The sequence below is a fragment of the Agathobaculum sp. genome, from assembly GCF_050946325.1.
Taxonomy (GTDB): Bacteria; Bacillota; Clostridia; order Oscillospirales; family Butyricicoccaceae; genus Agathobaculum.
Map to the genome: position 1 here is coordinate 19,177 of NZ_JBMNUP010000002.1, position 24,568 is coordinate 43,744.

Here is a 24,568-nt window from a genome sequence, read left to right on the forward strand (position 1 = left end):
ATTGGAAGAACAGCAAAATGAGCAGATTTAGTTACAAAAACAAGCCTTTGGGGCTTTATATTCACATCCCGTTCTGCGTTTCCAAATGCGGATACTGTGATTTTTATTCTGTGACCGACGAGGGGCTGAAAAAAAGCTATGTTTCCGCCCTGCTGACCCACATACGGGAATACGGCAGGCTGTGCAGCGGCTATACGGTGGATACGGTTTATGTTGGCGGCGGCACGCCGACCTGCCTCGGCCCCAAGTACCTCGGCCGCATTTTGCAGGAGGTGCGGAGCAAATTCCCGCTGGCGGACGATGCGGAGATCACCGTTGAATGCAACCCCGAAAGCACAGATAAAAAAGTGCTGGACGCGATGAAAAAGCACGGCGTCAACCGGCTGTCGTTCGGCGTGCAGTCCGCGCATGATGAAGAACTGCGCGCCATCGGCCGGATTCATACTTTCGCGCAGGCGCAGCAGGCCGTTGCGCTGGCGCGGGAAAAGGGCTTTGCCAATATCAGCCTTGATTTGATGTACGGCCTGCCGGGGCAGACGCAGCAGATGTTTCTGGATTCGGTGGAGCAGTGCCTGCTGCTGGAGCCGCAGCATCTGTCCTGCTATGGGCTCAAATTGGAACCGACGACAAAGATGGGACGCGAAAATCCCGTTCTGCCGGATGATGACGAGCAGGCGGATACCTATCTTGCCATGTGCGGGCTGCTGCGGGACAACGGATATGAGCATTATGAGATATCAAATTTTGCAAAGCCGGGTTTCCGTTCGCGGCACAATCTGAAATACTGGGATCTGTCCGAGTATCTTGGACTGGGGCCGGGCGCACATTCGTTTATGAACGGGCGGCGGTTTGCATTTGCGCGGGATATCAAGGCGTATATCGGCGGCGAGGATATTCTGCGGGACGAGGAAGAGGTGCCGACGTTCCAGCGGCAGGGAGAATACCTGATGGTGCGCCTGCGCACGTCGGATGGGGTTGATTTTCTGGACCTGGAAAAGCGGTATAACATTGATTCCACGCCCTATGAGGAAGCGTTCCGCAGTTTGATGGGACAGGAGCTGGTCGCCCACCGAGGCACCCGATGGTACCTGACGGAAAAAGGATTTCTGGTATCAAACAGCATTATCAACACTGTCGTAGAGGCAGGGCAGAAACAGATGGAGGGTTGAGAAACACCTCCGTTTGAAATAAACCAAACCACTATTTTGGAGGAATACAGTATGCGCGCAGTTATTACAGTGGTCGGCAAAGACCGCACGGGCATCATTGCCAAAATTTCGGATACGCTGTACCGGCATGAAGTCAATATTGTCGATATTTCGCAGAACGTTATGGAAGACATGTTCGCCATGGTCATGCTGGTCAATATTGATAAATGTACGGTTGACTTCAACCATCTGGCCGACGTGCTGGACGAGGTGGGCGAGGACCTCGGCATGAAGATTCATACCATGCATGAGGATATCTTTGACGCGATGCACAAAATATAAAGTGGAAAATGGATGAGGAAGGCGCGCTGTACAGGCGCTGCCGGCAGTGCATTTTCAATGAAAAAACGGAGTTTTTGCCATGTCTATGATCAACACAAAAGATATTTTGGAGACCATCAAGATGATCGAGGAAGAGCATCTTGACATCCGCACCATTACGATGGGCATTTCGCTGCGCGATTTGGCGGCGGACGATGTGCATGTACTTGCTGACAAGATTTATGACAAGGTGACCCGCCGCGCAGAAAACCTTGTTGCCACGGGCGAGCAGATTGAGCGCGAATTGGGCATCCCGATCATCAACAAGCGCATCTCGGTCACGCCGATTGCGATGATCGGCGCAACCTCGTCTGCAAACAGCTATGTGCCGCTGGCCAAAGCGCTGGACCGCGCCGCTGCGACGACGGGCGTCAATTTTGTGGGCGGATTTTCCGCGCTGGTGCAGAAGGGCTTTGCCAAGGGCGATGAAATCCTGCTTAACTCCATTCCGGAAGCGATGGCGGAAACTAATCTGGTTTGTTCGTCGGTCAACGTTGCTTCCACCAAGGCCGGCGTCAATCTGGACGCCATCGGTCTGATGGGGCGCATCATCAAGCAGACGGCGGAGCTGACAAAGGACAACGATTCGATGGGCTGCTCCAAGCTGGTTGTCTTTGCAAACGCTGTGGATGACAACCCGTTTATGGCGGGCGCGTTCCACGGCATTGGCGAGCCGGAAACCGTGATTAACGTCGGCGTATCCGGCCCGGGCGTTGTGCAGTCTGCCATCCGCCGGGCGGGCGACTGCTCAATCGGCGAAGTGGCGGATGTGATTAAAAAGACGGCGTTCAAAATTACCCGTATGGGCCAGCTCGTCGGCGCGCTTGCCAGCCAGCGGCTGGGCGTGCCGTTCGGCATTGTGGACCTGTCGCTTGCGCCGACGCCGGCCATCGGCGACTCAGTTGCGCGTATTCTGGAAGAGGTTGGTCTGGAAGTCTGCGGCTGCTGCGGCACAACCGCCACGCTGGCCATGCTCAATGACGCGGTGAAGAAGGGCGGCGTCATGGCGTCCTCGTCGGTTGGCGGCCTGTCGGGCGCGTTCATTCCGGTGTCGGAGGATGAGGGCATGATTGCCGCTGCGCAGTCGGGCGCGCTGACGCTTGAAAAGCTGGAAGCGATGACGGCGGTCTGCTCGGTCGGTATCGACATGGTCGCGGTGCCGGGCGACACGACGGCAGAGGTGATTTCTGGCCTGATTGCGGACGAGATCGCCATCGGCGTGGTCAATTCCAAGACCACTGCGGTGCGCGTGATTCCGGCGATTGGAAAGAAAGTGGGCGATATGGTCGAATTTGGCGGCCTGCTGGGTTCTGCGCCGATTATGCCCATCGCGACTGGTTCACCGGCGAAGTTTATCGGCCGCGGCGGACGTATTCCGGCGCCGATCCAGAGCCTGAAGAACTGATATTTACCTGTAAATGCGTTTTCGATAAGCTAAAACGCCGTATCCATCCGGATACGGCGTTTTTTTATTCCCAGGTCTCCCAAACTGCGGGGCAGTAGCCGACCGTTGCCTGCCGGCCGTTGCGGACGATCGGGGTTTTCAAAAGCGTGCCGTCCTCCAGCAGCTTTTCCTTTTTGTCCTCGTCATAGGCAAGATAGGCGAGCGCAGCATACCCCTTGCTTTTTTCATCAATCAGCGCGTCCAGCCCGCCGACAGCCTTGCACACGCTGTCCAGCTCGCCGCGCGACATGCCCTTCTGTGCCAGATCGATCATCTGGAATTTGATGCCGCGCTCTTTAAACCAGCGCTGGGCTTTTTTGGTGTCAAAGCATTTGTTTTTGCCGAAAATCTGAATATTCATCACATCGAACTCCTTTGCCTGCATTATAGCAGAGCTTGCGCTGTAAAACAAGGCTTGACAAACTGCGTGAATTATTGTATTATGCAAATCGGACAATAATACAAAAGGGGATTTACAAATGGAAGCAACACATACCTTGGAGCGCCGCCGCGGGCTGGACGGATTTCAGCTCAAACTGTTGGCGCTGATGATTATGACGATCGACCATATCCATTATTTCGGGTCGGCTTTGCGCCCCATGCCGGAGCTGCTGACGCTGATCGGCCGCATTGCCGCACCGATTTTTGTGTTTTTCGTGGCGGAGGGCTTTGCACACACGCGCAGCCGCAAGAAATACCTGCTGCGGCTGTATATCGGCGGTGTGCTGATGTATATTGCGAATATGCTCGTCAACACTTACTGTCCGCTGCCGGGCGGGATGATTGTAATGAACGGCATTTTCACCACAATGACGGCCATTGTCATCTATCTGTGGTGGATTGAAAATATGCAAAAGCGCTGGCGTGAAGGCAAAAAAGGACGTGCGGTGCTCTATGTGTTTGCTATGGCGGCGCTGCTGCTTTCCATCGTGCTGGTGGGCTGGTTGTCAGGGATCTCGCCGGCCGCTGCGCGGGTCGCGATTATGCTGATTCCCGGCCCGATGTGGTGCGAGGGCGGCGTGATGTTTGTGATTATCGGCATTGGGTTTTATTACTGCCGGAACAGCAGGCGGGCGCTCGCCGTTTTTTATACGTCGGTTCTGCTGGCGCTGGCGGCAGTGCAGCTCATGTTCTCCTCTATGGAGATGTTTCTGTCGGTTGTGCCGTCTTTGTTTTTCATGTGGCTGGCGCTGCCGCTGCTTCTGCTGTATAACGGGCGGCGCGGACGCGGGATGAAATATCTGTTTTATGCGTATTATCCCGCGCATGTGTATACGCTGGCAATCGCAGCCTCGCTCTTGGCAAGGTAAGGAACAGCTTGTCGGAAAAACGAAGTTTTTCGGCAGCCTCAAAAAAAGGACGCTTAAGCGTCCTTTTTTTGAATGTGCGGCACCCCATAGGTATGTGTCAGCGGGAAGAACAGCACACAACAGAGCGCGGCGGCGCGGCCCAGCTCGCACAGCAGCAGGGGAACGGCGAAGAATACCTCGCCGCGGCGGGCAAAATCGCCGATGGCGGCAAGACCGGCGGCTGAAAAATTGGGATATGGCAGCAGCGCCGCCGTGTGCGGCCCGAGCAGGAGCAGCGCGCGCAGCGAAATCAGAGCGAACAGCGCGCCGCCGGCTGCCAGCCCGCGGGAGGCGGCGCCGGAGAGCTTGTCCGGCAGAGAGAGGGACAGCGTAAGCGCGCCGGGCAGCATGGCGGAAAGCAGCTGTCCGGTCAGCGGCAGCAGCGTGCCGTCCGGCGGCTGCCAGTAGGCGACGCGCAGATCGCCGAGCGTGAGAATGCCGGATAACACGAGGATGATGCCGGCGGTCCAGACGGCCGGCATCGCCCACATAGCGCAGCGGTTCAGGCCGCTTGCGGCCAACAGCACCGCGCAAACGGTCAGCAGCAGTACCAAACTCCACAGCGGCCGGCCGGTAAATACCGTGCTGCGCAGAAACAGCGCCATACGGGCGAACGAGCGGGTCAGCGGCCAAAGCGCTGCCAGTGCAAGCACCCAGCGCAGCGGCGGGTGCCGGTGCATGAGCGGGGCGATTTGCGCACCGGCCGCGCATATCAGCGCACAGACCAGGCTGGCGAGCGCCGCGGCATACATGGTTTGTCCGTTGACGGAGACATACAGAATTTCACTGAGCGGAAGCAGCGCAAACAGCGCTGCGCCCCAACGGGGGAATAACCGTTCACGCATGGCTGCCGCCTCCTATCTCGCTGCCGTCCAGAAAGCAGGAGAGCCGCTCGCGGGCAAAGACCGCGGTGCCTGCGGGTGCGGTTTGACCAAACGCATCCACCCGCAGGGCGGGCAAGATGGCGGTGCCGTCGGCGTGCAGGGCTTCTGCGGTGCGGTAAAGCGGCATATCCGGCAGCGTGCCCGCGCTGGCCGAGCGGTCAAGCAGTTCGGAAAGCGCGAAAACCTCGCCGCTCGCCTTCATCAGCTCGTCTGCCGCCCCCTCCCGCACAACGGCAACGCGCAGCGAAAGGCGCACGTCGTTGTGCTGGCACAGATAGTCGGCCAGCGCAAGGATGCTGTCCTGCGCGACCTCCTCGGAGAGCAGCAGCACCTGCGCATGGCTCAGATACAGTTCACCCGGCAGCAGGTTTTCGATGCCGCGGAGCAGCGCAGGCAAATCGCGGCCTGCGGCGGAAAGATACGAGGGCGCCGCGGGTTCGTCCAGGCTGTCCTGCCGCACCAGCTCGGCAGTCAGGCGGTAGCCGTCCTCCGTGCGGTCAAGCGCAAGTGCGGATACGGGTGAAACTTCCTGCGAGCAGCCGCAGAGCAGCAGCAGGATAAACGGTAATAAAAGGCGTTTCAATGGTGAGTCCCCCTTCGGTTGTCCCGTTTGACGGGAAAGCGGTCATTCCGCATAAAAAACCATGGCGCACGCAGCCAGGCATCCTCCTGTTCGGCCTGTATGCGCGGAACCAGGTTGAGCATATACGGCACGGAGCAGGAGTGCATGCGGCAGAGCGAGATCAGGATAAGTCCCAGACCAAAACCGACGCCGTACAGGCCGTAGGCCGCGCCGGCCGCCAGCAGCCCGAAGCGCAGATAAAGCGATGCGGTTTGCAGTTTGGGCGCCATCAGGCCGGTGACGCCTGCGATGGCGACGACAATAACGGTTGGCGCCGCGGCAAAGCGCGCAGTGACGGCAGCCTGTCCAAGAACAAGGCCGCCGACGATGCTCATGGTTTGTCCAACAATGCCCGGTGTTCGCGCGCCGGCCTCTTTGAGCGCTTCCAGTACAAGCAGCAGCAGAAACGTTTCCCATCCGATCGGAAGCGGTACGCCGCGCTGCGCCGCAGATACCGCGAACAGCAGGCGCGACGGCACAAGCTCTCTGTGATAAAGCAGAAGCGAAATATAAACGGCGGGGAAAACAATGGTGCAGAGAAAGCCCAGCAGGCGCAGCAGTCGCGTCAGGCCGGAATGGAGAAAGCTGATATAGTAATCATCGTTGGATTGGAAGCACTCCTGGAACAGGAAAGGCGCGGTCAGCACCACAGGGCTGCCGTCTGTCACAATGGCACAGCGCCCTTCCAGCAGGCGGGAGGCCACGACGTCGGGCCGCTCGGTCGTGCCCAGGGTGGGGAAAGGGGAAAAACGGTGGTCGCGGATGCGCTCTGCCAGATAGTTGGAGTCAAGCACGCTGTCTATATCAAGCGCCTGCAATTTCTTTTGCAGATGACCGACCAGCCGCGGTTCGCACACGCCGGCCAGATAACACAGGCAGACGACCGTGTTGGTGCGTGTGCCGATGCGCAGAAAGGAAAATTTGAGCCGGCGGTCGTTCAGCCGGCGGCGGATGAGCGCAAGATTGGGCATAAAGCATTCGGTAAACCCTTCGCGCGGACCGGACAGCACCCGTTCGTTTTCCGGCTCGCTGATCGAGCGGAGGGAAAAACCTTTGGTGTTGACTACGACCGGCCGCGCGTCCCCTTCGGTGAACACAATGGTATCGCCGTACAGAAAAGAGGAGAACAGTTTGTCAGAGTCGGTCTCCACGCGGCTGTCGTTTACCTGCAAAAGCGTCTGCGCCAGCTCGTCGGCGGTCATATGCCGGCGGTCCGAGCAGACGATTGGACGGATGATGCTTTGGTTGATCGCAAGCGCATTCACCATGCCGTCGAAGAAAAAGATGGCGCAGCGCAGGCCGTGCGGGCTTTTTGCGCGGCGCACAACCATGGTATTGTCTCCCTGAAAGACGGACTGCATCAATCGAATGTTTGTCTCCAGATCGGTTGAAAAAACGATGGTTTCCATCGGCACACCCCTGAAAAGACCGGATGGTCATTATTCTGCTTCCGGTGAAAGCAGCACAGGTATTTTGTACAAAAAACGGGAGTTTATACATGATTCAGTTCATCTGACAATACATCGCCCAACAGGCGGACAGCGGCGAGCGCTTCGGTCATCGTGTTGCCGGAGGAACCGACTTCGACCAGCAGCGAGCCGGGGGATGCGTGCTGGTTAAACCGTTGCGTGCGCAGGTTGACCGGCCGCATCAGCCCGGGATAGGCGCGGTTGAGCTGGTATTGCAGGCCGGCGACGTGGTTCAGGTTGTCGCGCCAGTCGGGGTGATACAGGCCGCCTTCGTCCGTGCCGACGACGAACATGAGCTGTGCCATTTCGGTTCCGTCAATGGTGCAGGCGGTTTTATAGGCGCGGCCGTCGTCGGTCAGAATCGAATCGCGGTGCAGGTCAATGACCATGCGGATAGACGGATATTCGGCAAGCGCCTGTTCGGTTGCGGCAAGCGAGCGGTCGTATGCGCCCGAGTAAGCCGGCGAGTCAAAAATATCACGGATGTGAACGGTCTGAATACCGTTTTGCTCCAGTACGCTTTGCAGCTCATCGCCTACGCGGACAACGTTGAAGCGGGTGTCGGTGGTGCGCTCGGTTTCCGTCGGCGTATAGGGGAAGGCGGCGTCGGGCGTGTAGCTTTCGCTGCCGTGCGTATGTACAATCAGCACCTGCGGACCGCTGCCTTCGGCATGGATGGCAGCGTCTGCGGCAAGGCATGCGGCAACGTTGACCTCGTAGGAGGTTTCGTTGTTGACGGTGACGGTTGCGGCTTTGTCAGCGGCAGAAAGCACGGGCGCATCGTTGGGCTCGGGCAGCGGGATATAGGTGTTTTCGGCTACGGCGCTGTCTGCGGATTCGTCCAGGGCGGAAGCGGCGGTCCGAGGAGCAAGCACTGCGGCTTCCTCGGGCGCAAGCCCAAGCTCCAGCGCGACGGCGCGCGTGATAAAACTGTTGTTGTGTGCAAGGCTGTCCAGCAGTTCGTCTGCCGCCGTTTCACCGCCTGCATGTGCAAACAGCAGCAGAGAAGCCGCCGTGCAAAGCGCCGCGGCTGCGGACAGGCCGATGCTGCTGCGCTTTCTGTAAAATTTTCTGTGTCGTCCCATCGCGCCACCTCCTGCATTTGCTTCTATCATACGCGGTGCGGCGCGCGAGTAGACCAGAATTCTGACGACTGTTCAGGACAGGTACAGGTCGATTTCTTCGACAGTAAGGTGGGGATGCAGCGCTAGATTGATGGCGTAACCGATCAGGCGGGAAATGTCCGCAACTTCGCGGTCAATATCGCGCGTGGTAATCATCACCGGGCGGGACAGGTCTTCAAGCGCTTCGCAGCCGGACCCCGCAAGCTGCGCGGTGATTTCGTGGGCGAGCGTAGCGCCGTCCACCACAGTTGGCACGCCGATGGCAATGACGGGAACACCGAGCGTCTGCGGTCCCAGAGCCGCCCGTGCATTTCCCACACCGGAGCCGGGCGTAATACCGGTATCGGTGAGCTGCACCGTGCGCACCAGGCGGGAAAGACGGCCGGCGGCCAGCGCGTCCACCGCCAGTACGGCAGCGGGCTGTATCCTGTCCAGCACGCCGCAGATCACTTCGCCGGTTTCCACGCCGGTCTGCCCAAGCACGCCTGGGGCGAGCGCGGAGACCGGCCGCCATCCGGCAAACATATCGGGGGCCTGTGCAACCAGGTGGCGCGTGGCAATCACATGGTCAACCGCCTGCGGGCCGATGGCGTCGGGCGTAATCATGCGGTTGCCCAAGCCGACAACCAGAGCAGGGCCGCGCTGTGCCTTTTCGGGCAGCAGTTCGCGCAGCAGCGAACAGAGCGCGCGGCAGGCGCGCGGAAAGGCGTCCTCCTCCCTGTGCAGCAGCGCGTCCAGCTCAAAGGTCAGATAGCGGCCCTGCGGCTTGCCGGTTTGCTGCGCGGCATGCAGGCTCAGCACATCTACCTCGTGTACGGCAAAGCCTTCCATGGTTCTTTCGCTGCGGCGAATGTGCTGTCCGCCTTCTGTTTGCCGGAAATTTTCAACCGCTTCGACTGCAAGGTCGGTGCGGAATGCCATAAGCACCACTCCTTTTACGGTATTTTGCTGCCTTCAGGATTTTTTTATGCGATACAGGTGAAAAAACTCTTGCAATTTGCAAATTATAATGGTATAGTAGAACTACTGACGAATAGAGAACGAAGGAGGTGTTTTCGGAATGCCCAATATCAAATCTGCAAAGAAGCGCGTGCTGGTGAATGCAACCAAGGCGATGAACAACCAGATGGCCAAGAGCGAGCTGAAGACTACGCTGAAGAAGTTTGACGCTGCTGTTGTCGGCGGTGATAAGGCGAAGGCTGCGGAGGCTTATACGACTGCTGTTAAGGCGGTCGATCAGGCGGCTGCCAAGCACCTCCTGCACAAGAACAACGCGGCCAACAAGAAGAGCAAGATGACGATCAAGCTCAACGGCATGGCGTAATTCATAGCTGTGATAAGGACACCTCGGAGCAAAAGCTTCGGGGTGTTTTTGTTTTGCCTGCAAATTATTTAGACAAACATCAAAATGAATATTGACAGAAGAAACCGCGCAGAGTATCATTTGTTTAGATAAATATCTAAATGATGGACGGGTGCAGGGCTGCCTGTATGCAGCGAAACCGGGGCGCGCTGTCCAAAAGGGAAAGGGGAAGCGTGGAATGGGTTTTCAGCAGAGTTTTAAGGCGCTCAGCGATCCGACGCGGCGCGAAATACTCGCGCTGCTGCGGGCGGGGCCAATGGCCGCGGGCGATATTGTGGCGCATTTCCATGTGTCGGGCGCAACGGTGTCGCACCACCTGTCGATTTTAAAGGAGGCAGGGCTGGTGCTGGATGAGCGCAGGGGAAAGTACATCTATTATGAGCTGAATATGTCCGTGGTGGACGAGATACTGGAATGGTTTACCGCATTGAAAGGAGAAGGATGAGATGAAGAAAGTCACAAAAATGCAGATTTTCGCCTGGGTGCTGGCGGTGCTGCCGCTGGTGCTGGTCGCAGCGGTATATAGCCGCCTGCCGGCGGAAATACCGATGCAGTGGGATTTTGGGGGACAGGTCAGGTATGGGGCAAAATGGCAGATCTGGGGGGTGGCAGGCCTTGCGCCGGTGATGGCGGTATTGTTCTCTGTGTTGCCGGTGGTTGACCCCAAAAAACGCAATTATCGTAAGTTCAGGGTGTCTTATGACTTGTTTCAGGTGCTGATGATGCTGTTTCTGCTGGCGATGGTGGGCATCTGCGTGACAGAGGCCCTGTGGCCGGATACCGTAAATGTATCCATGGCGGTTTGTCTGCTGTGCAGCCTGCTGTTTGTGTTTTTGGGCAACGTGATGCCCAAATTCCGGCCCAATTTTTACTGCGGCATTAAAAACCCATGGACATTATCGAGCGAAACGGTCTGGACGCGCACGCATCGGCTGGGGGGACGGATGATGTTTGCAGCAGGGCTGATTGGGCTTGCCGGTGCGTTTGTTCCCAACAACTATGCGCGGTTTGCGCTGCTTTTTGTGCCGGTAATGGCGGCCTGTATTGTCCCTTCTGTGAAAAGCTATTTCTGGTACAGGGCAGAGTCGAAGGGATAACGGCCTTGGCAATCAGCCGGAGAAAATGCAAACCTGGAAGAAAATTGATGGGAAATAGGGCAAAAAAGAGGCAGAAAAAGGAAACGACAGCATTTTTAGTCAATATTTAACTTGCAAAGTGGGGATGAATGTGCTATAATTTTGCAGTAAGTTTGCATGGGTGGCGATACCGACCTGTGTTTGAAACCTACTGCAAGGAGAAGATTATGAAAAGAACGCGTAAGCTGATAGCAGCGCTGCTGCTGGCGGCCGTCGCTGCGGCGAGCGGGGTTACGGCCGCGCTCGCGACGGACACCACAAGCACCTATGCGTATCTTCCTGATCACTCTGTTTATTTCTATGATGTTGCAGAGGGATATTCCTGGGCCCATAGGGAGATTGACGCACTGGCGCTGAACGGCGTGGTACAGGGCAGCGGCAACCATTTGTTTTATCCGGGCAACCAGATCACACGCGCCGATTTTATTGTGATGCTGGACCGTGCGTACGGCATGAGTGAGGCGATGGACAGCGGTTTGATTTCGTCCAAAGGCTCGTTCAGCGATGTGCCGGCAGGTTCCTATTACAGCAAGGCAGTCACTGCTGCCAAGGCTTTTGGCATTGCCACGGGCACCAAGGACGGCCGCTTTCTTCCGAAGAACAAAATGACGCGGCAGGATGCGATGGTGTTCCTCAAGCGGACGATTGACTGCACGCCGCTCACGCTGCAAACGGGCGCCATTTCCGGATTTTCCGATATCAATCAGATTTCCGGTTATGCCAAAGAGGCGGTTAACGCACTGGTGATTGCGCAGGTAATCGGCGGCTCGAACGGCAAACTCAACCCGAAAGCCATGGTAACGCGCGCGGAAATGGCTGTGATGCTGTATCGCGCCACCCATCTGATTGCGCAGGACAGCGGCACTTTTTATGAAAAGCGCGGGGATGTGGTAAACGTCTGCATCGGTGCGCAAAGCTATTGCGACGTTGTGATTGACAACTATGACCCCACCGTGCATTACGGCGAACTGATGCGTTATTCCAAGCTTTGGCAGGAGGGCGGCGTTACCTATATTACGCTGGAAGAGAATCAGGCGATTGACCGCGAAGGCGTTTACAGCAGAGGCGAACTGATTCTGAGCGGCGCATCGGCAGAGGACGGAGCGGCGACCTATCCGGTTGCGGCGAACTGCGTTGCAATTGATGTGACCTCCACTTATCACCAATTGGAGCGGCCTGTGAGCACGGGCGGCGAATATCGGTATTGTTACCCGTCGGTTGTCAACGGCGAAGTGACCGTGATTTACTATACGAAGTAAAAAGTTCCCACCGGAAACGGTGGGAACTTTTTTGCTATATGGCATGTGAGGCCGGCCGGAGCGCAGCATAGAGGCCGCCGCAATATGCAATGACATGGCGCATGGCGGGCGAGATCCACTTATCGCGATGATGCAGCAGCTGAAGCCAAATGTCAATATCAAAATCGGTAACCGGCAAATAGGTCAGTGCGCCGCACCGGACCCAGTTTTCTGTAGCATAATCGGGCAGAAAAGAGATACCGATATCCTGTTCGACCAGCCGGCAGATCTGGTCTGTATTGCTCAATTCCACCACAGGGGATACCTCCAGCGAGCGTGCGGCCAGGCGTTCATCCATCAGGCGGCGGTAACTCATACCCTTTTCCGTCAGCAGAAAGGGATAGGAGAGCAGCTCTTCCACGGAAAGCTGCCGCCGCCCGGCAAGCGGGTGCCCTGTGCGGGCAACAAAGTGCATCGGAAGCTGCTTTTCCTGCACAATGACATATTCTGCATGGTAGATATGGTTGTCCAGCGTAACGACCAGATCGGTTTCGTTGCGGTTGAGCAGGCGGAACATTTCTTCCGTGCCCGCAGTGATGATTTTGAGCGTGATGTTGGGGAATTGTCTGCGGAATCCCTGAAAATCGCCGTCAAAAAAGGCCGGACAAAGGGAATCGGCCATGGCAAGCCGGATGTGTCCGGCAGCCTCCGGTTCATCTTTGAGCATCTGCGTCAGGTCGCGCTCCAATTGGATGATTTGCTGCGCGTATTGCAGCACTTCGCGGCCGCGGCCGGTCAGACTGACGGTGTGATTGATCCGTTCAAACAGGCGCACGCCAAGCTCGTTCTCAAGCTGCTTGATGTGAAAAGAAACCGTGGACTGCGAGTACCCCAGCGTTTCCCCTGCGCGGGTGAAGCTGCTCAGCTCGGCAGCATACAAAAAAGTTTTCAGGCTTCGGATATCCATGCGGCCCTCCATGATTTGAAAATTCGATTTGATAAAATGATATTATCAATTTTACTAATCCTGATTTATACTATATAATAAAAGTCGACAGATTACAAGTCCCGAGGGGGGACTGATGCGGAGGAAGAGGAATGCAGGTCATCATCAATGTAATTGAAGCCATTTACGGCTTTCTGTGGAACGATTTTATTGTGCTGCCGCTCCCCAGCGGCGGAACGCTGGGATTGCCGCTGCTGGCAATTTTGCTGCTGCCTACGGGATTGTATTTTACCATTCGCTCCCGTTTTCTGCCCATCCGTCTGTTTCCGCAGATGGTGCGCGTAACGCTGGAGCGGCGCGGGCGAAAGGGCAGCGGTGCGCTCTCCGGCCTGCAGTCGCTGATTGTATCGACTGCAACGCGGGTCGGCATGGGCAACCTGGTCGGCGTAGTGGCGGCGATTTCGGCCGGCGGCGCAGGCGCTGTGTTTTGGATGTGGATTACCGCGCTGATGGGTTCGGCAACCGCGTTTGTTGAGGGTACATTGGCACAGATTCATAAGGAAAAGGATCCGCTGTACGGCGGTTACCGCGGCGGTCCTGCCTATTATATCCACAATTTTATGGCAAAGCGCAGAGGCGGGGATACCAAGCGCCGCAGTCTGCTGGCGATCGGTTTTGCAATTTCCGGCCTGATTTGCTGGTGCGGCATCAGTCAGGTAATCGGCAACTCGGTTTCGGATGCGTTTGAAAACGCTTTCCACATCCCGCCGCTGTATACGACGATTGTACTGGTAGCAATTTCGGCGGTTATCGTGCTGCGCAAGAATGCAACGGTCAAGGTGCTGGATATTCTGGTTCCGGTGATGGCAGGCTGCTATCTGATTTTCACCCTGTTTATTATGATTAAAAATATCGGTCAGATGCCGGCCGTGTTCAGCCGGATTTTTTCGGAAGCCTTTGGCCTGCGTCAGGTTGCGGCCGGCGGCTTCGGCGCAGTGCTGATGAACGGTGTAAAGCGCGGCCTGTTCTCCAACGAGGCTGGCTCCGGCTCGGCGCCCTGCGCGGCAGCGGCGGCAGAAACCGATCATCCGGTCAAGGTTGGTCTGATGCAGGCTTTCGGCGTGTTCATTGACACCATTGTGATTTGCAGCTGCACTGCGATGATTATGCTGCTTGCGCCGGAAAACGTCACCGAGGGTCTGGTTGGCATGGATCTGCTGCAGGCGGCTATGCAGTATCACTCCGGCAGTTTCGGCGTGGTATTCATTGCAGCAACGCTGTGGCTGTTCAGCTTTTCCACCTTTATCGGCATCCTGTTCTATGCGCGCTCCAATGTATCCTATCTGTTTGGCGATAAGTGGTTGCCGCAGACCGCTTATAAGGTGCTGGCGCTGATCATGCTGTTTATCGGCGGCTTGGCAGCGTATACGTTTGTATGGGATCTGGGCGATGTCGGCATTGGCCTGATGACGCTGTTTAATCTGGCGGTCATCTTCCCGCTGTCAAAACAGGCGCTGGATTCGCTGCATGATTATGAAGAAAAATACCTTGGCCGAAGGAAAAAAGAAAAGTAAGCGTTTCATAAGAAAAACCCCGCAGACGTTGGTCTGCGGGGTTTTATTTATTCAGCGGGATTTTCTGCAAGGGCCGCGGCAAAGCGCGCATGCGCTTCCGGCCAGACGCGCTTGAGTGTGACAGGGCGTTCGGATGCGGCGTCAAGAAAGCCGTGGCGGCTTTCGCCGGTGCAGCAAAGCATGCCGGCGGCGTTATAAATTTTGTAGCCGAGCGTCATTTTGGCGCCCGTGTAGGCAAGTACCTGCACATGGATGGAAACTGTTTCCGGAAAACGGACCATGTGACGGTATTCGCAGGAAAGACTGAGCACGGGGCTGGAATAGCCGCGCTGCTCAAATACATCATATCCGCAGCCGAGCTGCTCAAGCAGATCGACGCGCGCCTCTTCAAACCAGCGGATGTAGTTGGAGTGGTGGACGATGCCCATGCCGTCAGTTTCGTAATACTGCACTTTGTGAAGATAGGGGTTCATAAGAATGCCTCCGATGCAAAGATAAGAGATCAAGGGGAAGAAGATGCGGCGTTTTTTTGAAAAAATGACAGCAAGCGATTACAGCATATATTGCCAGAGACAATACAGCACAAGAAGATGAACCGGATAAAAAGCATAGCAGCTGTACTGGAACGCTTTGGAGTGGTAGCCCTGCCTGCCGCGATACAGCCAGATGGGGATGAGCGCCAGCAAAGCAAACCCCTGCTGCATGATTTTGATTTCGTAGCCTGCAATCATTACGGGGTAAAAATAGCTGCCGAGAATATAAATATTCAAAAAGGCCAGACATACCGCCTGTCCGATCAGACACCGCCAATTTCTGCCGTGAAAGAAGTAAAAGGTCAGGACCATCAGGACGCCAGCACCGAAGTAATCCACCATGGTGATCGTTCCAAGCCCATAGGCGCAAAGCACAATGGCGGGGAGGAGGAGCCAGGTTATCCATCGCTTTTTGCAGGTTTTGGCTTTTTCGCATGCCAAAACAGCAAGCAGGCCGATTAAAAATGTCCAAAGCACATTCTGGTGGAACGGATAGAAAACCGAACTTCCATAAATCAGATCAAACGGTATTTCCGAAAGAAGGGCAAAGACGAGAATTCTGACAATATAGTTTCGGAGGTTGGATGTGTGAAAGTAGCCTTCAACAATGCAAAAGGCAAAAAGGGGGAACGCGATACGTCCGATGCAGGTCATCCACTCCTGATACGGAAATAATGTAGCCCACAGATGATCGCACAGCATGAATGCCATGGCCAAAAGGTGGAGGTGAAAAGAAGAGAGTCCCGTTGGTTTCTCCTGTGCCATATGCTTGCTCCTCTCAATATTGATATTGCGGGATTGGTTGCTGGATATGCCGCAGCGCAGAGATATGCGCATGGCTCACTAAGCAGATTGTACCATATCAGCGCGGGCAATGCCAGATACGCTTTGGTAAAAGAAAAAACTGCCTCCGATTATTCGGAGGCAGTGAAGGCTGGTGTCAAGCAGGGGATATGGCAAACCTCTTTGCTTACTTGAAGTATTTCACGCCGTTCTCAAAAATCGGCTGATACTTTTCACCGTAAATGTTCTTGCCGACAAACGGGCTGTAACGCTCGGTGTGGCCCATCTTGCCCAGCACGCGGCCGTCCGGCGAGGTGATGCCCTCAATCGCGCACAGCGAGCCGTTCGGGTTCCATGCGATATCCATAGACGGTTCGCCGGACAGATCGGTATACTGGAAGGCGACCTGACCGTTCTGCACAAGCTGATCGATGACATGCTGCGGGGCAACAAAGCGGCCTTCACCGTGGGAAATGGCGATCGAGTGCAGGTCGCCGACCTCGCAGGAGGACAGCCACGGGCTCTTGACGGACGCCACGCGGGTGGTGACATAGCGGCTCTGGTGGCGGCCGATGAGGTTGAAGGTCAGCGTCGGGTCGTCGCCGGTCATTTCGTCGCGGATTTCGCCGTAAGGCACCAGGCCCAGCTTGATGAGCGCTTGGAAGCCGTTGCAGATGCCGAGCATCAGGCCGTCGCGCTTACCGAGCAGCTCGTGGATGGAATCCTTGATGCCCGGGCCGCGCAGGAACGAGGCGATGAACTTGCCCGAGCCGTCCGGCTCGTCGCCGCCGGAGAAGCCGCCCGGCAGAATGACCATCTGTGCCCGGCGGACAGCGCTTTCCAGCTGCTCGGCGCTTTCTGCCAGTGCGTCGGCAGAGAAATTGCGTACGACGATGATCTCAGCCGCACCGCCTGCATTTTCCACCGCGCGGGCGGTATCATACTCGCAGTTGGTGCCCGGGAAGACCGGAATAACAGCCAGAGGCTTTGCCGACTTGACAGCCGGCGCCTTGCCGCTGCGTGCAGCATAGGATACCTTGACGAGGTGTTCGTCCGAAGCGTTCGCCCTGGTCGGGAACACGCTTTCCAGACGGCCTTCAAACGCTTCGGTCAGCGCGTCGATCGAAACGCGCTCGCCCGCAACGGTAACGGCCTCGTCCGCAGTGGTGCGGCCGACCAGCCAGTAGGCGGGCAGTTCTTCCGCGGCCTCGATCAGGATACCGCCGAAGTTCTTGAGATAAAGCGCCTCGGTCGGGAAGGATTCGTCGAACGCAAAGCCGATCTTGTTGCCGAGCGCCATTTTGCATACACCCTCGGCAATGCCGCCGGTGGTCAGCGCCCATGCGGATACGGCCTTGCCGGAAGCGATGAGATCTGCAACCTCGCTCCAGACGTGCTTCATCGTCTGGTAATCGGGCGAGCCGTCCGGGAAATACGGGGCGTCGAAGAAGTAAACCGGATGACCGGCCGCCTTGAACTCAGGCGAAATCAGGCGCGCCGCGTCCTGCGGGGCGATGGCGAACGAAACCAGCGTCGGGGGAACGTCCATATCATCGAACGAGCCGCTCATGGAGTCCTTGCCGCCGATCGCGCCGAGGCAGAGCTCTTCCTGCGCGGTGTAAGCGCCCAGCAGGGCGGAAAGAGGCTTGCCGAAGCGCTTCGGGTCCTTGCCCAGCCGCTCGAAATATTCCTGGAAGGTGAGGTAGGCGGTTTCAAAGTCGCAGCCTGCTGCGACCAGCTTGGCAACCGATTCAATCACCGCGGCAGATGCGCCGAGGAAGGGGTTTTGTTCGGTATAGCAGGGGTCAAAGCCAAAGGCCATGACGGACGCGGTTTCGCACTGGCCGGAGAGTGCCGGCATGGTGGCTGCCATGACCTGCGTCGGGGTGAGCTGATATTTGCCGCCGAACGGCATGAATACCGAGTTTGCACCAATCGAACCGTCAAAGCGCTCAACAAGGCCGCGCTCCAGACAGATGCCGAGCGTTGCGGCGTGGTTCAGCAGCTTTTCCGCCTGAGTGCTGCCGGCGGGGGTGCAGGTGATGGACGGTGCGGCAAGCGGCGCGACTTCGGCGTTTACATGCTTGGCGCAGCCGTTGGTGTTCAGGAAATCACGGGAGACATCCGCGATCAGGTTGCCGTTCCACGTCATGCACAGCCGGTTTTTGTCGGTCACCACGGCAACCTGCACGGCTTCGATGTTTTCCTTTGCGGCAGCGGCAATAAAGGCTTCCGCGTCCTTCGCGCGGACGACAACCGCCATGCGTTCCTGCGATTCCGAGATCGCAAGCTCCGTGCCGTCCAGACCGTCGTACTTTTTGGGTACTGCGTCAAGGTTGATATCCAGACCGTCAGCCAGTTCGCCGATGGCGACCGAAACGCCGCCCGCGCCGAAGTCGTTGCAGCGGCGGATCATGCGGGTGACATCGCCGTTGCGGAACAGACGCTGGATCTTGCGCTCTTCGGGCGGGTTGCCCTTCTGTACCTCGGCACCGCAGGTTTCAAGCGAGGACTCGGTGTGCTTTTTGGAAGAACCGGTGGCGCCGCCGCAGCCGTCGCGTCCGGTTTTGCCGCCGAGCAGGACGACAACATCGCCCGGCTCAGGTACTTCACGGATGACGTTTTCCAGCGGCGCCGCGCCGACGACCGCGCCGATCTCCATGCGCTTGGCAACATAGCCCGGATGGTAGATCTCGTGTACCAGTCCGGTGGCAAGGCCGATCTGGTTGCCGTAGGAGGAGTAGCCGGCTGCGGCGGTCTGGCACAGCTTGCGCTGCGGCAGCTTGTGCTCGAGCGTTTCGGAGAGCGGCACCGTCGGGTCGCCCGCGCCGGTCACGCGCATGGCCTGATAGACGTAGGAGCGGCCGGAGAGCGGGTCGCGGATCGCGCCGCCCAGACAGGTGGCTGCGCCGCCGAACGGCTCGATCTCGGTCGGGTGGTTGTGGGTTTCGTTTTTGAACATGAGCAGCCAGTCCTCATACCGGCCGTCCACAAGCGCCTTGACCTTGATCGAGCAGGCGTTGATCTCTTCGGATTCGTCGATATTTTTGAGGTAGCCGCGCTTTTTGAGCACCTTGACGCCGGCGGTCGCAATGTCCATCAGGGTGACCGGACGCTTTGCGGCCTTTTCCGCGCCGTATACTTCCACGCGGGCGGCAAGATAGCGGTCGAACGCATCCTGCACCATGGGGTCGTCGATCTGCACGCCGTCGATCTCGGTCAGGAAAGTGGTGTGGCGGCAGTGGTCGGACCAGTAGGTATCCACCATGCGCACCTCGGTGATGGTGGGGTCGCGCTTTTCCTCATCGCGGAAGTATGCCTGCAGGAAGGTGAGGTCGTCCAGATCCATTGCAAGGCCCATATTTGTCAGCAGGTCGGACAGTGCGGCCTTGTCCATATGGATAAAGCCGGTCACCGAAGCGACGGTGGTGGGGATTTCGTACTGCACATGCAGGGTTTCGGGCTTGTCCATCGAAGCCTCGCGCGCCTCAACGGGATTGATTAAGAAGCCGCGAATCTTATCCAGATCGGCGTCCGACAGCGCGCCCTCCAGCACATAGACCTTGGCTGCGGCTACCGACGGGCGCTCGCCGCCGGTCAGCAGCTGGATGCACTGGGCGCAGGAATCCGCGCGCTGGTCAAACTGGCCGGGCAGCGGCTCGACCGCCAATACGGTATGAGCGCCGGCCGGACGGGGGAAATCCTCGTCATAGCACACATCGGCCATCGGTTCGGAAAAGACAATGCCCTTTGCTTTTTCATAGGCTTCCGGGACGAGGCCCTCGGCGTCATAGCGGCAGAGGTAGCGGACATGGGTCAGGCTTTTGATCTCCAGCAGGTCGTGCAGACTGGAAAACAGGCTGCGCGCTTCTACGTCGAAGCCGGGTTTTTTCTCGGAATAACAACGATTGACGCTCATTTTATCGTGTCCTCTCATTTGGTTTTGGCATATATGTTTATTGTACCTGTTTCGGACCGATAAATCAATCGGTCAGGACGACAAAATCCGTCTGGATTCGGTAGGCTTTCTCTGCTTTTTTGCGCGAAAATCAAAACAGGGCAGAAAAACAGATGCAAAAGCGCGCGCCGGGGCGGGATGGATAGCCCTGTGACAGGCGCGGCCGGCTGTTATGACGGGAAACGGAGAAAAAACACGGCGAGCAGCAGCTTTCCCTGCTGCTGCTCTTGAAAAAACGCGCGGATGCGGTATAATAAAAACAAAGAGGGGAGCGGCAGCCGCTCCCCCTGTATCTGAAAAGCGGGCGGCGGCATGCAGCCGCTCAGGCCTGCTTACTATCAAAATATGCCGCGCCTTTCCGTGCGGTTACAGGAGGAAAAACCAATGGAAATCAAGCTGTCTCCGTCTATTCTTTCGGCGGACTTTGCCAATTTAGAGCGCGATATCAAAATCGCAACCGATGCGGGCGCGGAATATGTGCATGTGGACGTGATGGACGGACACTTTGTGCCCAATATCACCATCGGCGCGCCGGTGGTCAAGGCGCTGCGTCGCGCGACCGACAAGGTGCTGGACGTACATCTGATGATTACCGACCCCGACCAGTATCTGGACGATTTCATTAAGGCCGGTTCGGATATCATCACGGTTCACTATGAGTCCAACGGCGATACGCTGGAGCAGCTCAAAAAAATCCGTGCGGCGGGCGTCAAGGCGGCCTGTGTCATCAAGCCCAAAACGCCGGCCGAGGCGCTGTTTCCGCTGCTGCCGTACTGCGATATGGTGCTGATCATGACGGTGGAGCCGGGCTTCGGCGGTCAGGGCTTTATTCCGGAGTGCATGGACAAAATCCGCGCGGTGCGTGCGGAAATCCAGAAGCACGGCTACCAGTGTGAGCTGGAGATCGACGGCGGCGCCAAGCTGAACAACACGGCGGATATTGTTGCGGCGGGCGCGGATGTCATCGTTGCGGGCTCGGCGGTGTTCGGCGGCGATATTGCAGCCAACGTCACGGGCTTCCTCAAGGTATTTGAAGAGGGCGCGGCCAAGGCTGCGTGGAGCAAGTAAAATAGAAAAAGCACGGGCATTGCCCGTGCTTTTTTGTTTTGGAAATTGGAAGATAACATCAGTTGGCCTGCTCCTGCTGCGCCTGTGTGCAGGCGGCAAGCTGCGCCTCCAGCCAGCGGGAGATGTCACCGAACGCATCCAGCCGGCCGAGCTCATTGAGCACCTCATGGCGGGCGTCTTTATAGAAGATGACCTCGATGTTTTTCACGCCTGCGCTGCGGTAAAGGTTGACGACGCGGCGGACCCCGTCGCCATACTTGCCGACCGGATCCTTGTCTCCCGCAAGAAACAGAAGCGGCAAGGTGCGCGGCGTGCGGCGGAACGTGTGGTTGGCGTTGGCGCGCGCGCAGAGGGTATACAGATCGCGGAAGCCGGCCGCGGTGAAGATGAAATTACATTTTTCGTCCGACTGGTAGAGGGAAACGACGTCCTCATCCCGACTGAGCCAGTCAAACACCGAATGCGGCTGCTTGATTTTGCGGTTGTATCCCTTGAAGGTGATGTTTTCCAGCAGACCGCTGCGATAGGTCACGCCGCGGCTGTGCGCAATGGAATCGGCAAAGCGCGCGCCGCTGGCCGCCATGGGATTGGGCCCTGCGGTGCCGATGAGAATGCAGCCTGCCAGCCGCTCGCCGTAATCGGTCAGGTACAGGCGCGCGATGAGCGAGCCCATCGAGTGGCCGAGCAGAAAATACGGCAGATCGGCATAGCGCCGCTGCATCAGGTCTGTGAGCTGCTTGACGTCTTCGACAAGATACTTCCAGCCGTCCCGCGTGGCAAAAAAACCAAGCTCGGCATCCCGTGAAACCGAGGCGCCGTGACCGATATGATCGTTGCCGCAGACGATGAAGCCAAGGCCGCAGAGGTATTTGGCAAACGCCGTATACCGCGAAAAGTATTCGCACATGCCGTGCGAAATCTGAATAATGCCGCGGACCTCCACGTCCTCCGGAACGAGGATATAGTAGGTGACGTTGGACACACCGTTGGAGCTTTTATAAATATTTTGAGTACACTTGATATTCATAAGCACACATCCATTCGGCGGGGTAAAGTTAACTGCAAATATCATACCACAAAACTTGCCCGATGTGCAGTCATTTTGAGCAAAATTCACAAAGCGTTTATAATTTTGTTTGCTTGCTCTGACAGGGCGGGGGTGGTATAATAAAACCACTAAATAAAAATGAGGTGTCAATTATGCCGTATATTGGTATTTCTACGTCCAAGGTGCTGACGGAGGAGCAGAAAAGCGCGCTCGCTGCGGCGCTGGGTGAGAAAATCAGCCTGATTCCGAACAAGATTGAAGCCAATCTGATGGTCGATATTTCGGACGGCCATGCGATGTATCTGGGCAGCGTCAAGCGCGAACTGGCTTATGTGGATCTGCGCTGCTATGATTCGGTAGAGTTTTCCTACAAGAAGGCCTATACGGAGGCTGCGCTGGAAGCGCTGCATCAGGTTACCGGTCTTGCCAAGGACTGCATGTACCTGAACTATACCGAGTATCCGGTCTGGGGCTCCAAGGGCACTTTGAAGGGAATTGACCAGTAAAAACAGGAAAAGCCGTGCGCATGGAGGCGCGCGGCTTTTTTGCGGACAAGAATTTCCAAATTGTTTACGGGCAAATGGTTGACAGGGGCGCTGCGCTTTCCTACAATAATAAAAGGCCGAAAGGCCAAGGAAAGGTGAAAGGAATATGATACAGTCTTCAAAGGGCTCCAAAAGCCCCAAAAAACCACTGATTTTTTATTATGCAGTTACGCTGCTGGTGCTGATGCTGCTCAATGCGTTTCTGTTTCCGTCGCTGATGCAGCGGCAGGTGATTGAGATCGGCTACGGCGAGTTTTCCACCATGGTGGAAGAAGGCCGCGTGGAGCGCGTTGCCTATGACCGGACCGACCAGCAGATTGTATTTGAAGGAAAGGATGCGGAAGGGGAAGACGGCGTTTACAAAACCGGTATTTTCCCAGACGACGGCCTGTATGAGCGGCTGGATAAGGCCGGTGTTGATTTCGCAGCGGAGATCCCGACCAAGACCTCGCCGCTGCTGACCCTGCTGATCAGCTATGCGCTGCCGATTATCATTATCATCCTGTTCGGCCAATGGCTGAATAAACGGATGATGAAAAACATGGGCGGCAACGCAATGACCTTTGGCAAGGCCAATGCAAAAATCTATGCGGAAACCGAAACCGGCAAAACGTTTGCCGATGTTGCCGGACAGGATGAGGCCAAGGAAGCGCTGACGGAAATCGTTGATTTTCTGCACAACCCAGGCAAATACGCCTCCATCGGCGCCAAACTGCCCAAGGGCGCGCTGCTCGTAGGCCCGCCGGGCACGGGCAAAACGCTGCTGGCCAAAGCGGTAGCGGGCGAAGCGCATGTGCCGTTTTTCTCCATCTCCGGCTCTGAATTTGTGGAGATGTTTGTCGGCATGGGCGCGGCCAAAGTGCGGGATCTGTTTAAGCAGGCCGGCGAGAAAGCGCCCTGTATTGTGTTTATTGATGAGATTGATACCATCGGCAAAAAGCGTGACGGCGGCGGCTTCGGCGGCAACGATGAACGCGAGCAGACGCTCAACCAGCTTTTGACCGAGATGGACGGATTTGACGGCACCAAGGGCGTTGTCATTCTGGCGGCGACCAACCGGCCGGAATCGCTCGATCCGGCCCTGCTGCGCCCCGGCCGGTTTGACCGCCGGATTCCCGTGGAACTGCCCGATTTGCAGGGACGCGAGGCCATTCTGCGGGTACACGCCAAGGATGTGCTCATGACGGGACGCATTGACTTTGCGGCGATTGCCCGCGCAACTTCGGGCGCGTCGGGCGCAGACCTTGCCAATATCATCAACGAAGCCGCGCTGCGCGCAGTCCGGCTGGGGCGCAATGCCGTAACGCAGGCGGACCTGGAGGAAAGCGTGGAAACGGTCATTGCAGGTGCGCAGCGCAAAAATGCGGTGCTTAGCCCCAAGGAAAAGGAGATTGTCGCCTATCACGAAATCGGGCATGCGCTGGTTGCCGCCCGGCAGACGGATTCTGCGCCGGTCACCAAAATTACCATCGTGCCGCGCACTTCGGGCGCGCTGGGTTATACCATGCAGGTGGATGAGGGCGAGCGCTATCTGATGACCCGCGAGGAAATTGAGAACAAACTGGCGACGCTGACCGGCGGCCGCGCGGCGGAAGAGCTGATTTTCGGCTCGATTACAACGGGAGCGTCCAACGATATTGAGCAGGCCACCAAGCTGGCCCGCGCAATGATCACGCGCTACGGCATGAACCGGAAATTTGATATGGTGGCGCTGGAAACGCTGAATAACCCGTACCTATCGGGAGATACCTCGCTGGCATGCTCGCCGGAGACGGCGGCGCAGATTGACCAGGAGGTGATCGCGGCCGTGCGGACCGCGCACGAAAAGGCCATCGGCCTGCTGCGGGAGAATATGGAGGCGCTGCACCGCCTGGCGCATTTCCTGCTGGAAAAGGAAACCATTACGGGCGAAGAATTTATGAATATGCTGGGCAAAGAATAAATTCTGCCAAATA

Annotated in this window: 24 protein-coding genes; 13 read left to right on the forward strand and 11 right to left on the reverse strand. The window is 57.1% G+C overall.

Translation table 11 applies throughout. From position 1 onward, the window contains the following. Positions 1–17 precede the first annotated feature (17 nt). The 3 genes from hemW (at position 18) to ACOYIE_RS00445 (ending at position 2,934) form a co-directional block, all read left to right on the forward strand. Entirely contained in the window at positions 18–1,169 is a 1,152-nt protein-coding gene (gene hemW / locus ACOYIE_RS00435; protein ID WP_433409820.1) for a radical SAM family heme chaperone HemW, read from the forward strand. 51 nt (positions 1,170–1,220) lie between these two features. Then, entirely contained in the window at positions 1,221–1,490 is a 270-nt protein-coding gene (locus ACOYIE_RS00440; RefSeq protein WP_433409822.1) for an ACT domain-containing protein, read from the forward strand. Positions 1,491–1,575: 85 nt separating this feature from the next. Further along, positions 1,576–2,934: a PFL family protein gene (locus ACOYIE_RS00445; RefSeq protein WP_433409906.1), complete on the forward strand. Its 1,359-nt coding sequence runs from the start codon at positions 1,576–1,578 to the stop codon at positions 2,932–2,934. A gap of 64 nt (positions 2,935–2,998) precedes the next feature. Here the strand turns inward: ACOYIE_RS00445 and ACOYIE_RS00450 are convergent, their stop codons facing one another. Next, the gene (locus ACOYIE_RS00450; RefSeq protein WP_433409824.1) at positions 2,999–3,334 is read right to left on the reverse strand and encodes an arsenate reductase family protein; all 336 of its coding nucleotides are present in this window, start codon (positions 3,332–3,334) and stop codon (positions 2,999–3,001) included. A 118-nt stretch (positions 3,335–3,452) separates the two neighbouring features. Here ACOYIE_RS00450 and ACOYIE_RS00455 point away from each other — a divergent pair, with 118 nt between their 5' ends. Continuing rightward, the gene (locus ACOYIE_RS00455) at positions 3,453–4,283 is read left to right on the forward strand and encodes a TraX family protein (RefSeq protein WP_433409826.1); all 831 of its coding nucleotides are present in this window, start codon (positions 3,453–3,455) and stop codon (positions 4,281–4,283) included. A 53-nt stretch (positions 4,284–4,336) separates the two neighbouring features. On the opposite strand, the gene ACOYIE_RS00460 is transcribed toward ACOYIE_RS00455, so the two are convergent. From ACOYIE_RS00460 to gpr, 5 genes are all read right to left on the reverse strand, one after another. Next, the gene (locus ACOYIE_RS00460; RefSeq protein WP_433409827.1) at positions 4,337–5,167 is read right to left on the reverse strand and encodes a hypothetical protein; all 831 of its coding nucleotides are present in this window, start codon (positions 5,165–5,167) and stop codon (positions 4,337–4,339) included. Continuing rightward, a complete protein-coding gene (locus ACOYIE_RS00465) occupies positions 5,160–5,789 on the reverse strand; it encodes a hypothetical protein (RefSeq protein ID WP_433409829.1) in 630 nt (209 codons plus the stop codon). Before ACOYIE_RS00465 ends, ACOYIE_RS00460 begins: the two co-directional genes overlap by 8 nt. Continuing rightward, positions 5,786–7,237: a spore germination protein gene (locus ACOYIE_RS00470; RefSeq protein WP_433409831.1), complete on the reverse strand. Its 1,452-nt coding sequence runs from the start codon at positions 7,235–7,237 to the stop codon at positions 5,786–5,788. Before ACOYIE_RS00470 ends, ACOYIE_RS00465 begins: the two co-directional genes overlap by 4 nt. A gap of 83 nt (positions 7,238–7,320) precedes the next feature. Beyond that, positions 7,321–8,382 carry a stage II sporulation protein P gene (gene spoIIP / locus ACOYIE_RS00475; RefSeq protein ID WP_433409833.1) on the reverse strand — a complete coding sequence of 354 codons (1,062 nt, stop codon included), beginning with the start codon at positions 8,380–8,382 and terminating at the stop codon, positions 7,321–7,323. Between the two features lie 72 nt (positions 8,383–8,454). After that, positions 8,455–9,342 carry a GPR endopeptidase gene (gpr, locus tag ACOYIE_RS00480; protein WP_433409835.1) on the reverse strand — a complete coding sequence of 296 codons (888 nt, stop codon included), beginning with the start codon at positions 9,340–9,342 and terminating at the stop codon, positions 8,455–8,457. A 139-nt stretch (positions 9,343–9,481) separates the two neighbouring features. Here gpr and rpsT point away from each other — a divergent pair, with 139 nt between their 5' ends. From rpsT to ACOYIE_RS00500, 4 genes are all read left to right on the forward strand, one after another. Then, positions 9,482–9,745 (forward strand): 30S ribosomal protein S20, encoded by a 264-nt coding sequence (gene rpsT, locus ACOYIE_RS00485; RefSeq protein WP_433409837.1) that lies wholly within the window; start codon positions 9,482–9,484, stop codon positions 9,743–9,745. A gap of 217 nt (positions 9,746–9,962) precedes the next feature. Continuing rightward, complete coding sequence (locus ACOYIE_RS00490) at positions 9,963–10,229, forward strand: autorepressor SdpR family transcription factor (RefSeq protein ID WP_433409839.1); 267 nt, start codon at positions 9,963–9,965, stop codon at positions 10,227–10,229. A gap of 1 nt (position 10,230) precedes the next feature. After that, the gene (locus ACOYIE_RS00495; protein ID WP_433409841.1) at positions 10,231–10,881 is read left to right on the forward strand and encodes an SdpI family protein; all 651 of its coding nucleotides are present in this window, start codon (positions 10,231–10,233) and stop codon (positions 10,879–10,881) included. A gap of 206 nt (positions 10,882–11,087) precedes the next feature. Then, the gene (locus ACOYIE_RS00500; protein WP_433409843.1) at positions 11,088–12,179 is read left to right on the forward strand and encodes an S-layer homology domain-containing protein; all 1,092 of its coding nucleotides are present in this window, start codon (positions 11,088–11,090) and stop codon (positions 12,177–12,179) included. 34 nt (positions 12,180–12,213) lie between these two features. Here the strand turns inward: ACOYIE_RS00500 and ACOYIE_RS00505 are convergent, their stop codons facing one another. After that, positions 12,214–13,125 (reverse strand): LysR family transcriptional regulator, encoded by a 912-nt coding sequence (locus ACOYIE_RS00505; RefSeq protein ID WP_433409845.1) that lies wholly within the window; start codon positions 13,123–13,125, stop codon positions 12,214–12,216. 131 nt (positions 13,126–13,256) lie between these two features. Here ACOYIE_RS00505 and ACOYIE_RS00510 point away from each other — a divergent pair, with 131 nt between their 5' ends. Further along, positions 13,257–14,678, forward strand: coding sequence for an alanine/glycine:cation symporter family protein (locus ACOYIE_RS00510; protein WP_433409846.1), 1,422 nt, complete (start codon positions 13,257–13,259; stop codon positions 14,676–14,678). A 47-nt stretch (positions 14,679–14,725) separates the two neighbouring features. Here ACOYIE_RS00510 and ACOYIE_RS00515 read toward each other — a convergent pair whose 3' ends face one another. Together ACOYIE_RS00515 and ACOYIE_RS00520 are read right to left on the reverse strand one after the other, a co-directional pair. Next, entirely contained in the window at positions 14,726–15,151 is a 426-nt protein-coding gene (locus ACOYIE_RS00515) for an acyl-CoA thioesterase (RefSeq protein ID WP_433409847.1), read from the reverse strand. A gap of 78 nt (positions 15,152–15,229) precedes the next feature. Continuing rightward, positions 15,230–16,048 (reverse strand): TraX family protein, encoded by an 819-nt coding sequence (locus ACOYIE_RS00520; RefSeq protein WP_433409849.1) that lies wholly within the window; start codon positions 16,046–16,048, stop codon positions 15,230–15,232. On the opposite strand from ACOYIE_RS00520, the gene ACOYIE_RS00525 reads away from it, so the two are divergent. Further along, positions 15,977–16,189: a hypothetical protein gene (locus tag ACOYIE_RS00525; protein WP_433409908.1), complete on the forward strand. Its 213-nt coding sequence runs from the start codon at positions 15,977–15,979 to the stop codon at positions 16,187–16,189. The genes ACOYIE_RS00520 and ACOYIE_RS00525 overlap by 72 nt on opposite strands. On the opposite strand, the gene ACOYIE_RS00530 is transcribed toward ACOYIE_RS00525, so the two are convergent. Next, the gene (locus ACOYIE_RS00530; protein ID WP_433409851.1) at positions 16,182–19,913 is read right to left on the reverse strand and encodes a phosphoribosylformylglycinamidine synthase; all 3,732 of its coding nucleotides are present in this window, start codon (positions 19,911–19,913) and stop codon (positions 16,182–16,184) included. The two genes, ACOYIE_RS00525 and ACOYIE_RS00530, sit on opposite strands and share 8 nt — an antisense overlap. A gap of 423 nt (positions 19,914–20,336) precedes the next feature. On the opposite strand from ACOYIE_RS00530, the gene rpe reads away from it, so the two are divergent. Then, positions 20,337–21,020 (forward strand): ribulose-phosphate 3-epimerase, encoded by a 684-nt coding sequence (gene rpe / locus ACOYIE_RS00535; RefSeq protein WP_433409853.1) that lies wholly within the window; start codon positions 20,337–20,339, stop codon positions 21,018–21,020. A 58-nt stretch (positions 21,021–21,078) separates the two neighbouring features. Here the strand turns inward: rpe and ACOYIE_RS00540 are convergent, their stop codons facing one another. Beyond that, complete coding sequence (locus ACOYIE_RS00540) at positions 21,079–22,047, reverse strand: alpha/beta fold hydrolase (protein ID WP_433409855.1); 969 nt, start codon at positions 22,045–22,047, stop codon at positions 21,079–21,081. A 173-nt stretch (positions 22,048–22,220) separates the two neighbouring features. Here ACOYIE_RS00540 and ACOYIE_RS00545 point away from each other — a divergent pair, with 173 nt between their 5' ends. Together ACOYIE_RS00545 and ftsH are read left to right on the forward strand one after the other, a co-directional pair. Beyond that, a complete protein-coding gene (locus ACOYIE_RS00545) occupies positions 22,221–22,574 on the forward strand; it encodes a hypothetical protein (RefSeq protein WP_433409857.1) in 354 nt (117 codons plus the stop codon). A gap of 145 nt (positions 22,575–22,719) precedes the next feature. Continuing rightward, the gene (gene ftsH, locus ACOYIE_RS00550) at positions 22,720–24,555 is read left to right on the forward strand and encodes an ATP-dependent zinc metalloprotease FtsH (protein ID WP_433409859.1); all 1,836 of its coding nucleotides are present in this window, start codon (positions 22,720–22,722) and stop codon (positions 24,553–24,555) included. Positions 24,556–24,568: the final 13 nt, after the last annotated feature.

What these genes read in the sequence shown, in the direction of transcription:
- hemW (WP_433409820.1), top strand. Translation starts at nt 18, where the DNA reads ATGAGCAGATTTAGTTACAAAAACAAGCCTTTGGGGCTTTATATTCAC.
- ACOYIE_RS00440 (WP_433409822.1), top strand. Translation starts at nt 1,221, where the DNA reads ATGCGCGCAGTTATTACAGTGGTCGGCAAAGACCGCACGGGCATCATT.
- ACOYIE_RS00445 (WP_433409906.1), top strand. Translation starts at nt 1,576, where the DNA reads ATGATCAACACAAAAGATATTTTGGAGACCATCAAGATGATCGAGGAA.
- ACOYIE_RS00450 (WP_433409824.1), bottom strand. Translation starts at nt 3,334, where the DNA reads ATGAATATTCAGATTTTCGGCAAAAACAAATGCTTTGACACCAAAAAA.
- ACOYIE_RS00455 (WP_433409826.1), top strand. Translation starts at nt 3,453, where the DNA reads ATGGAAGCAACACATACCTTGGAGCGCCGCCGCGGGCTGGACGGATTT.
- ACOYIE_RS00460 (WP_433409827.1), bottom strand. Translation starts at nt 5,167, where the DNA reads ATGCGTGAACGGTTATTCCCCCGTTGGGGCGCAGCGCTGTTTGCGCTG.
- ACOYIE_RS00470 (WP_433409831.1), bottom strand. Translation starts at nt 7,237, where the DNA reads ATGGAAACCATCGTTTTTTCAACCGATCTGGAGACAAACATTCGATTG.
- spoIIP (WP_433409833.1), bottom strand. Translation starts at nt 8,382, where the DNA reads ATGGGACGACACAGAAAATTTTACAGAAAGCGCAGCAGCATCGGCCTG.
- gpr (WP_433409835.1), bottom strand. Translation starts at nt 9,342, where the DNA reads ATGGCATTCCGCACCGACCTTGCAGTCGAAGCGGTTGAAAATTTCCGG.
- rpsT (WP_433409837.1), top strand. Translation starts at nt 9,482, where the DNA reads ATGCCCAATATCAAATCTGCAAAGAAGCGCGTGCTGGTGAATGCAACC.
- ACOYIE_RS00490 (WP_433409839.1), top strand. Translation starts at nt 9,963, where the DNA reads ATGGGTTTTCAGCAGAGTTTTAAGGCGCTCAGCGATCCGACGCGGCGC.
- ACOYIE_RS00495 (WP_433409841.1), top strand. Translation starts at nt 10,231, where the DNA reads ATGAAGAAAGTCACAAAAATGCAGATTTTCGCCTGGGTGCTGGCGGTG.
- ACOYIE_RS00500 (WP_433409843.1), top strand. Translation starts at nt 11,088, where the DNA reads ATGAAAAGAACGCGTAAGCTGATAGCAGCGCTGCTGCTGGCGGCCGTC.
- ACOYIE_RS00505 (WP_433409845.1), bottom strand. Translation starts at nt 13,125, where the DNA reads ATGGATATCCGAAGCCTGAAAACTTTTTTGTATGCTGCCGAGCTGAGC.
- ACOYIE_RS00510 (WP_433409846.1), top strand. Translation starts at nt 13,257, where the DNA reads ATGCAGGTCATCATCAATGTAATTGAAGCCATTTACGGCTTTCTGTGG.
- ACOYIE_RS00515 (WP_433409847.1), bottom strand. Translation starts at nt 15,151, where the DNA reads ATGAACCCCTATCTTCACAAAGTGCAGTATTACGAAACTGACGGCATG.
- ACOYIE_RS00525 (WP_433409908.1), top strand. Translation starts at nt 15,977, where the DNA reads ATGCTTGCTCCTCTCAATATTGATATTGCGGGATTGGTTGCTGGATAT.
- ACOYIE_RS00520 (WP_433409849.1), bottom strand. Translation starts at nt 16,048, where the DNA reads ATGCGCATATCTCTGCGCTGCGGCATATCCAGCAACCAATCCCGCAAT.
- ACOYIE_RS00530 (WP_433409851.1), bottom strand. Translation starts at nt 19,913, where the DNA reads ATGAGCGTCAATCGTTGTTATTCCGAGAAAAAACCCGGCTTCGACGTA.
- rpe (WP_433409853.1), top strand. Translation starts at nt 20,337, where the DNA reads ATGGAAATCAAGCTGTCTCCGTCTATTCTTTCGGCGGACTTTGCCAAT.
- ACOYIE_RS00540 (WP_433409855.1), bottom strand. Translation starts at nt 22,047, where the DNA reads ATGAATATCAAGTGTACTCAAAATATTTATAAAAGCTCCAACGGTGTG.
- ACOYIE_RS00545 (WP_433409857.1), top strand. Translation starts at nt 22,221, where the DNA reads ATGCCGTATATTGGTATTTCTACGTCCAAGGTGCTGACGGAGGAGCAG.
- ftsH (WP_433409859.1), top strand. Translation starts at nt 22,720, where the DNA reads ATGATACAGTCTTCAAAGGGCTCCAAAAGCCCCAAAAAACCACTGATT.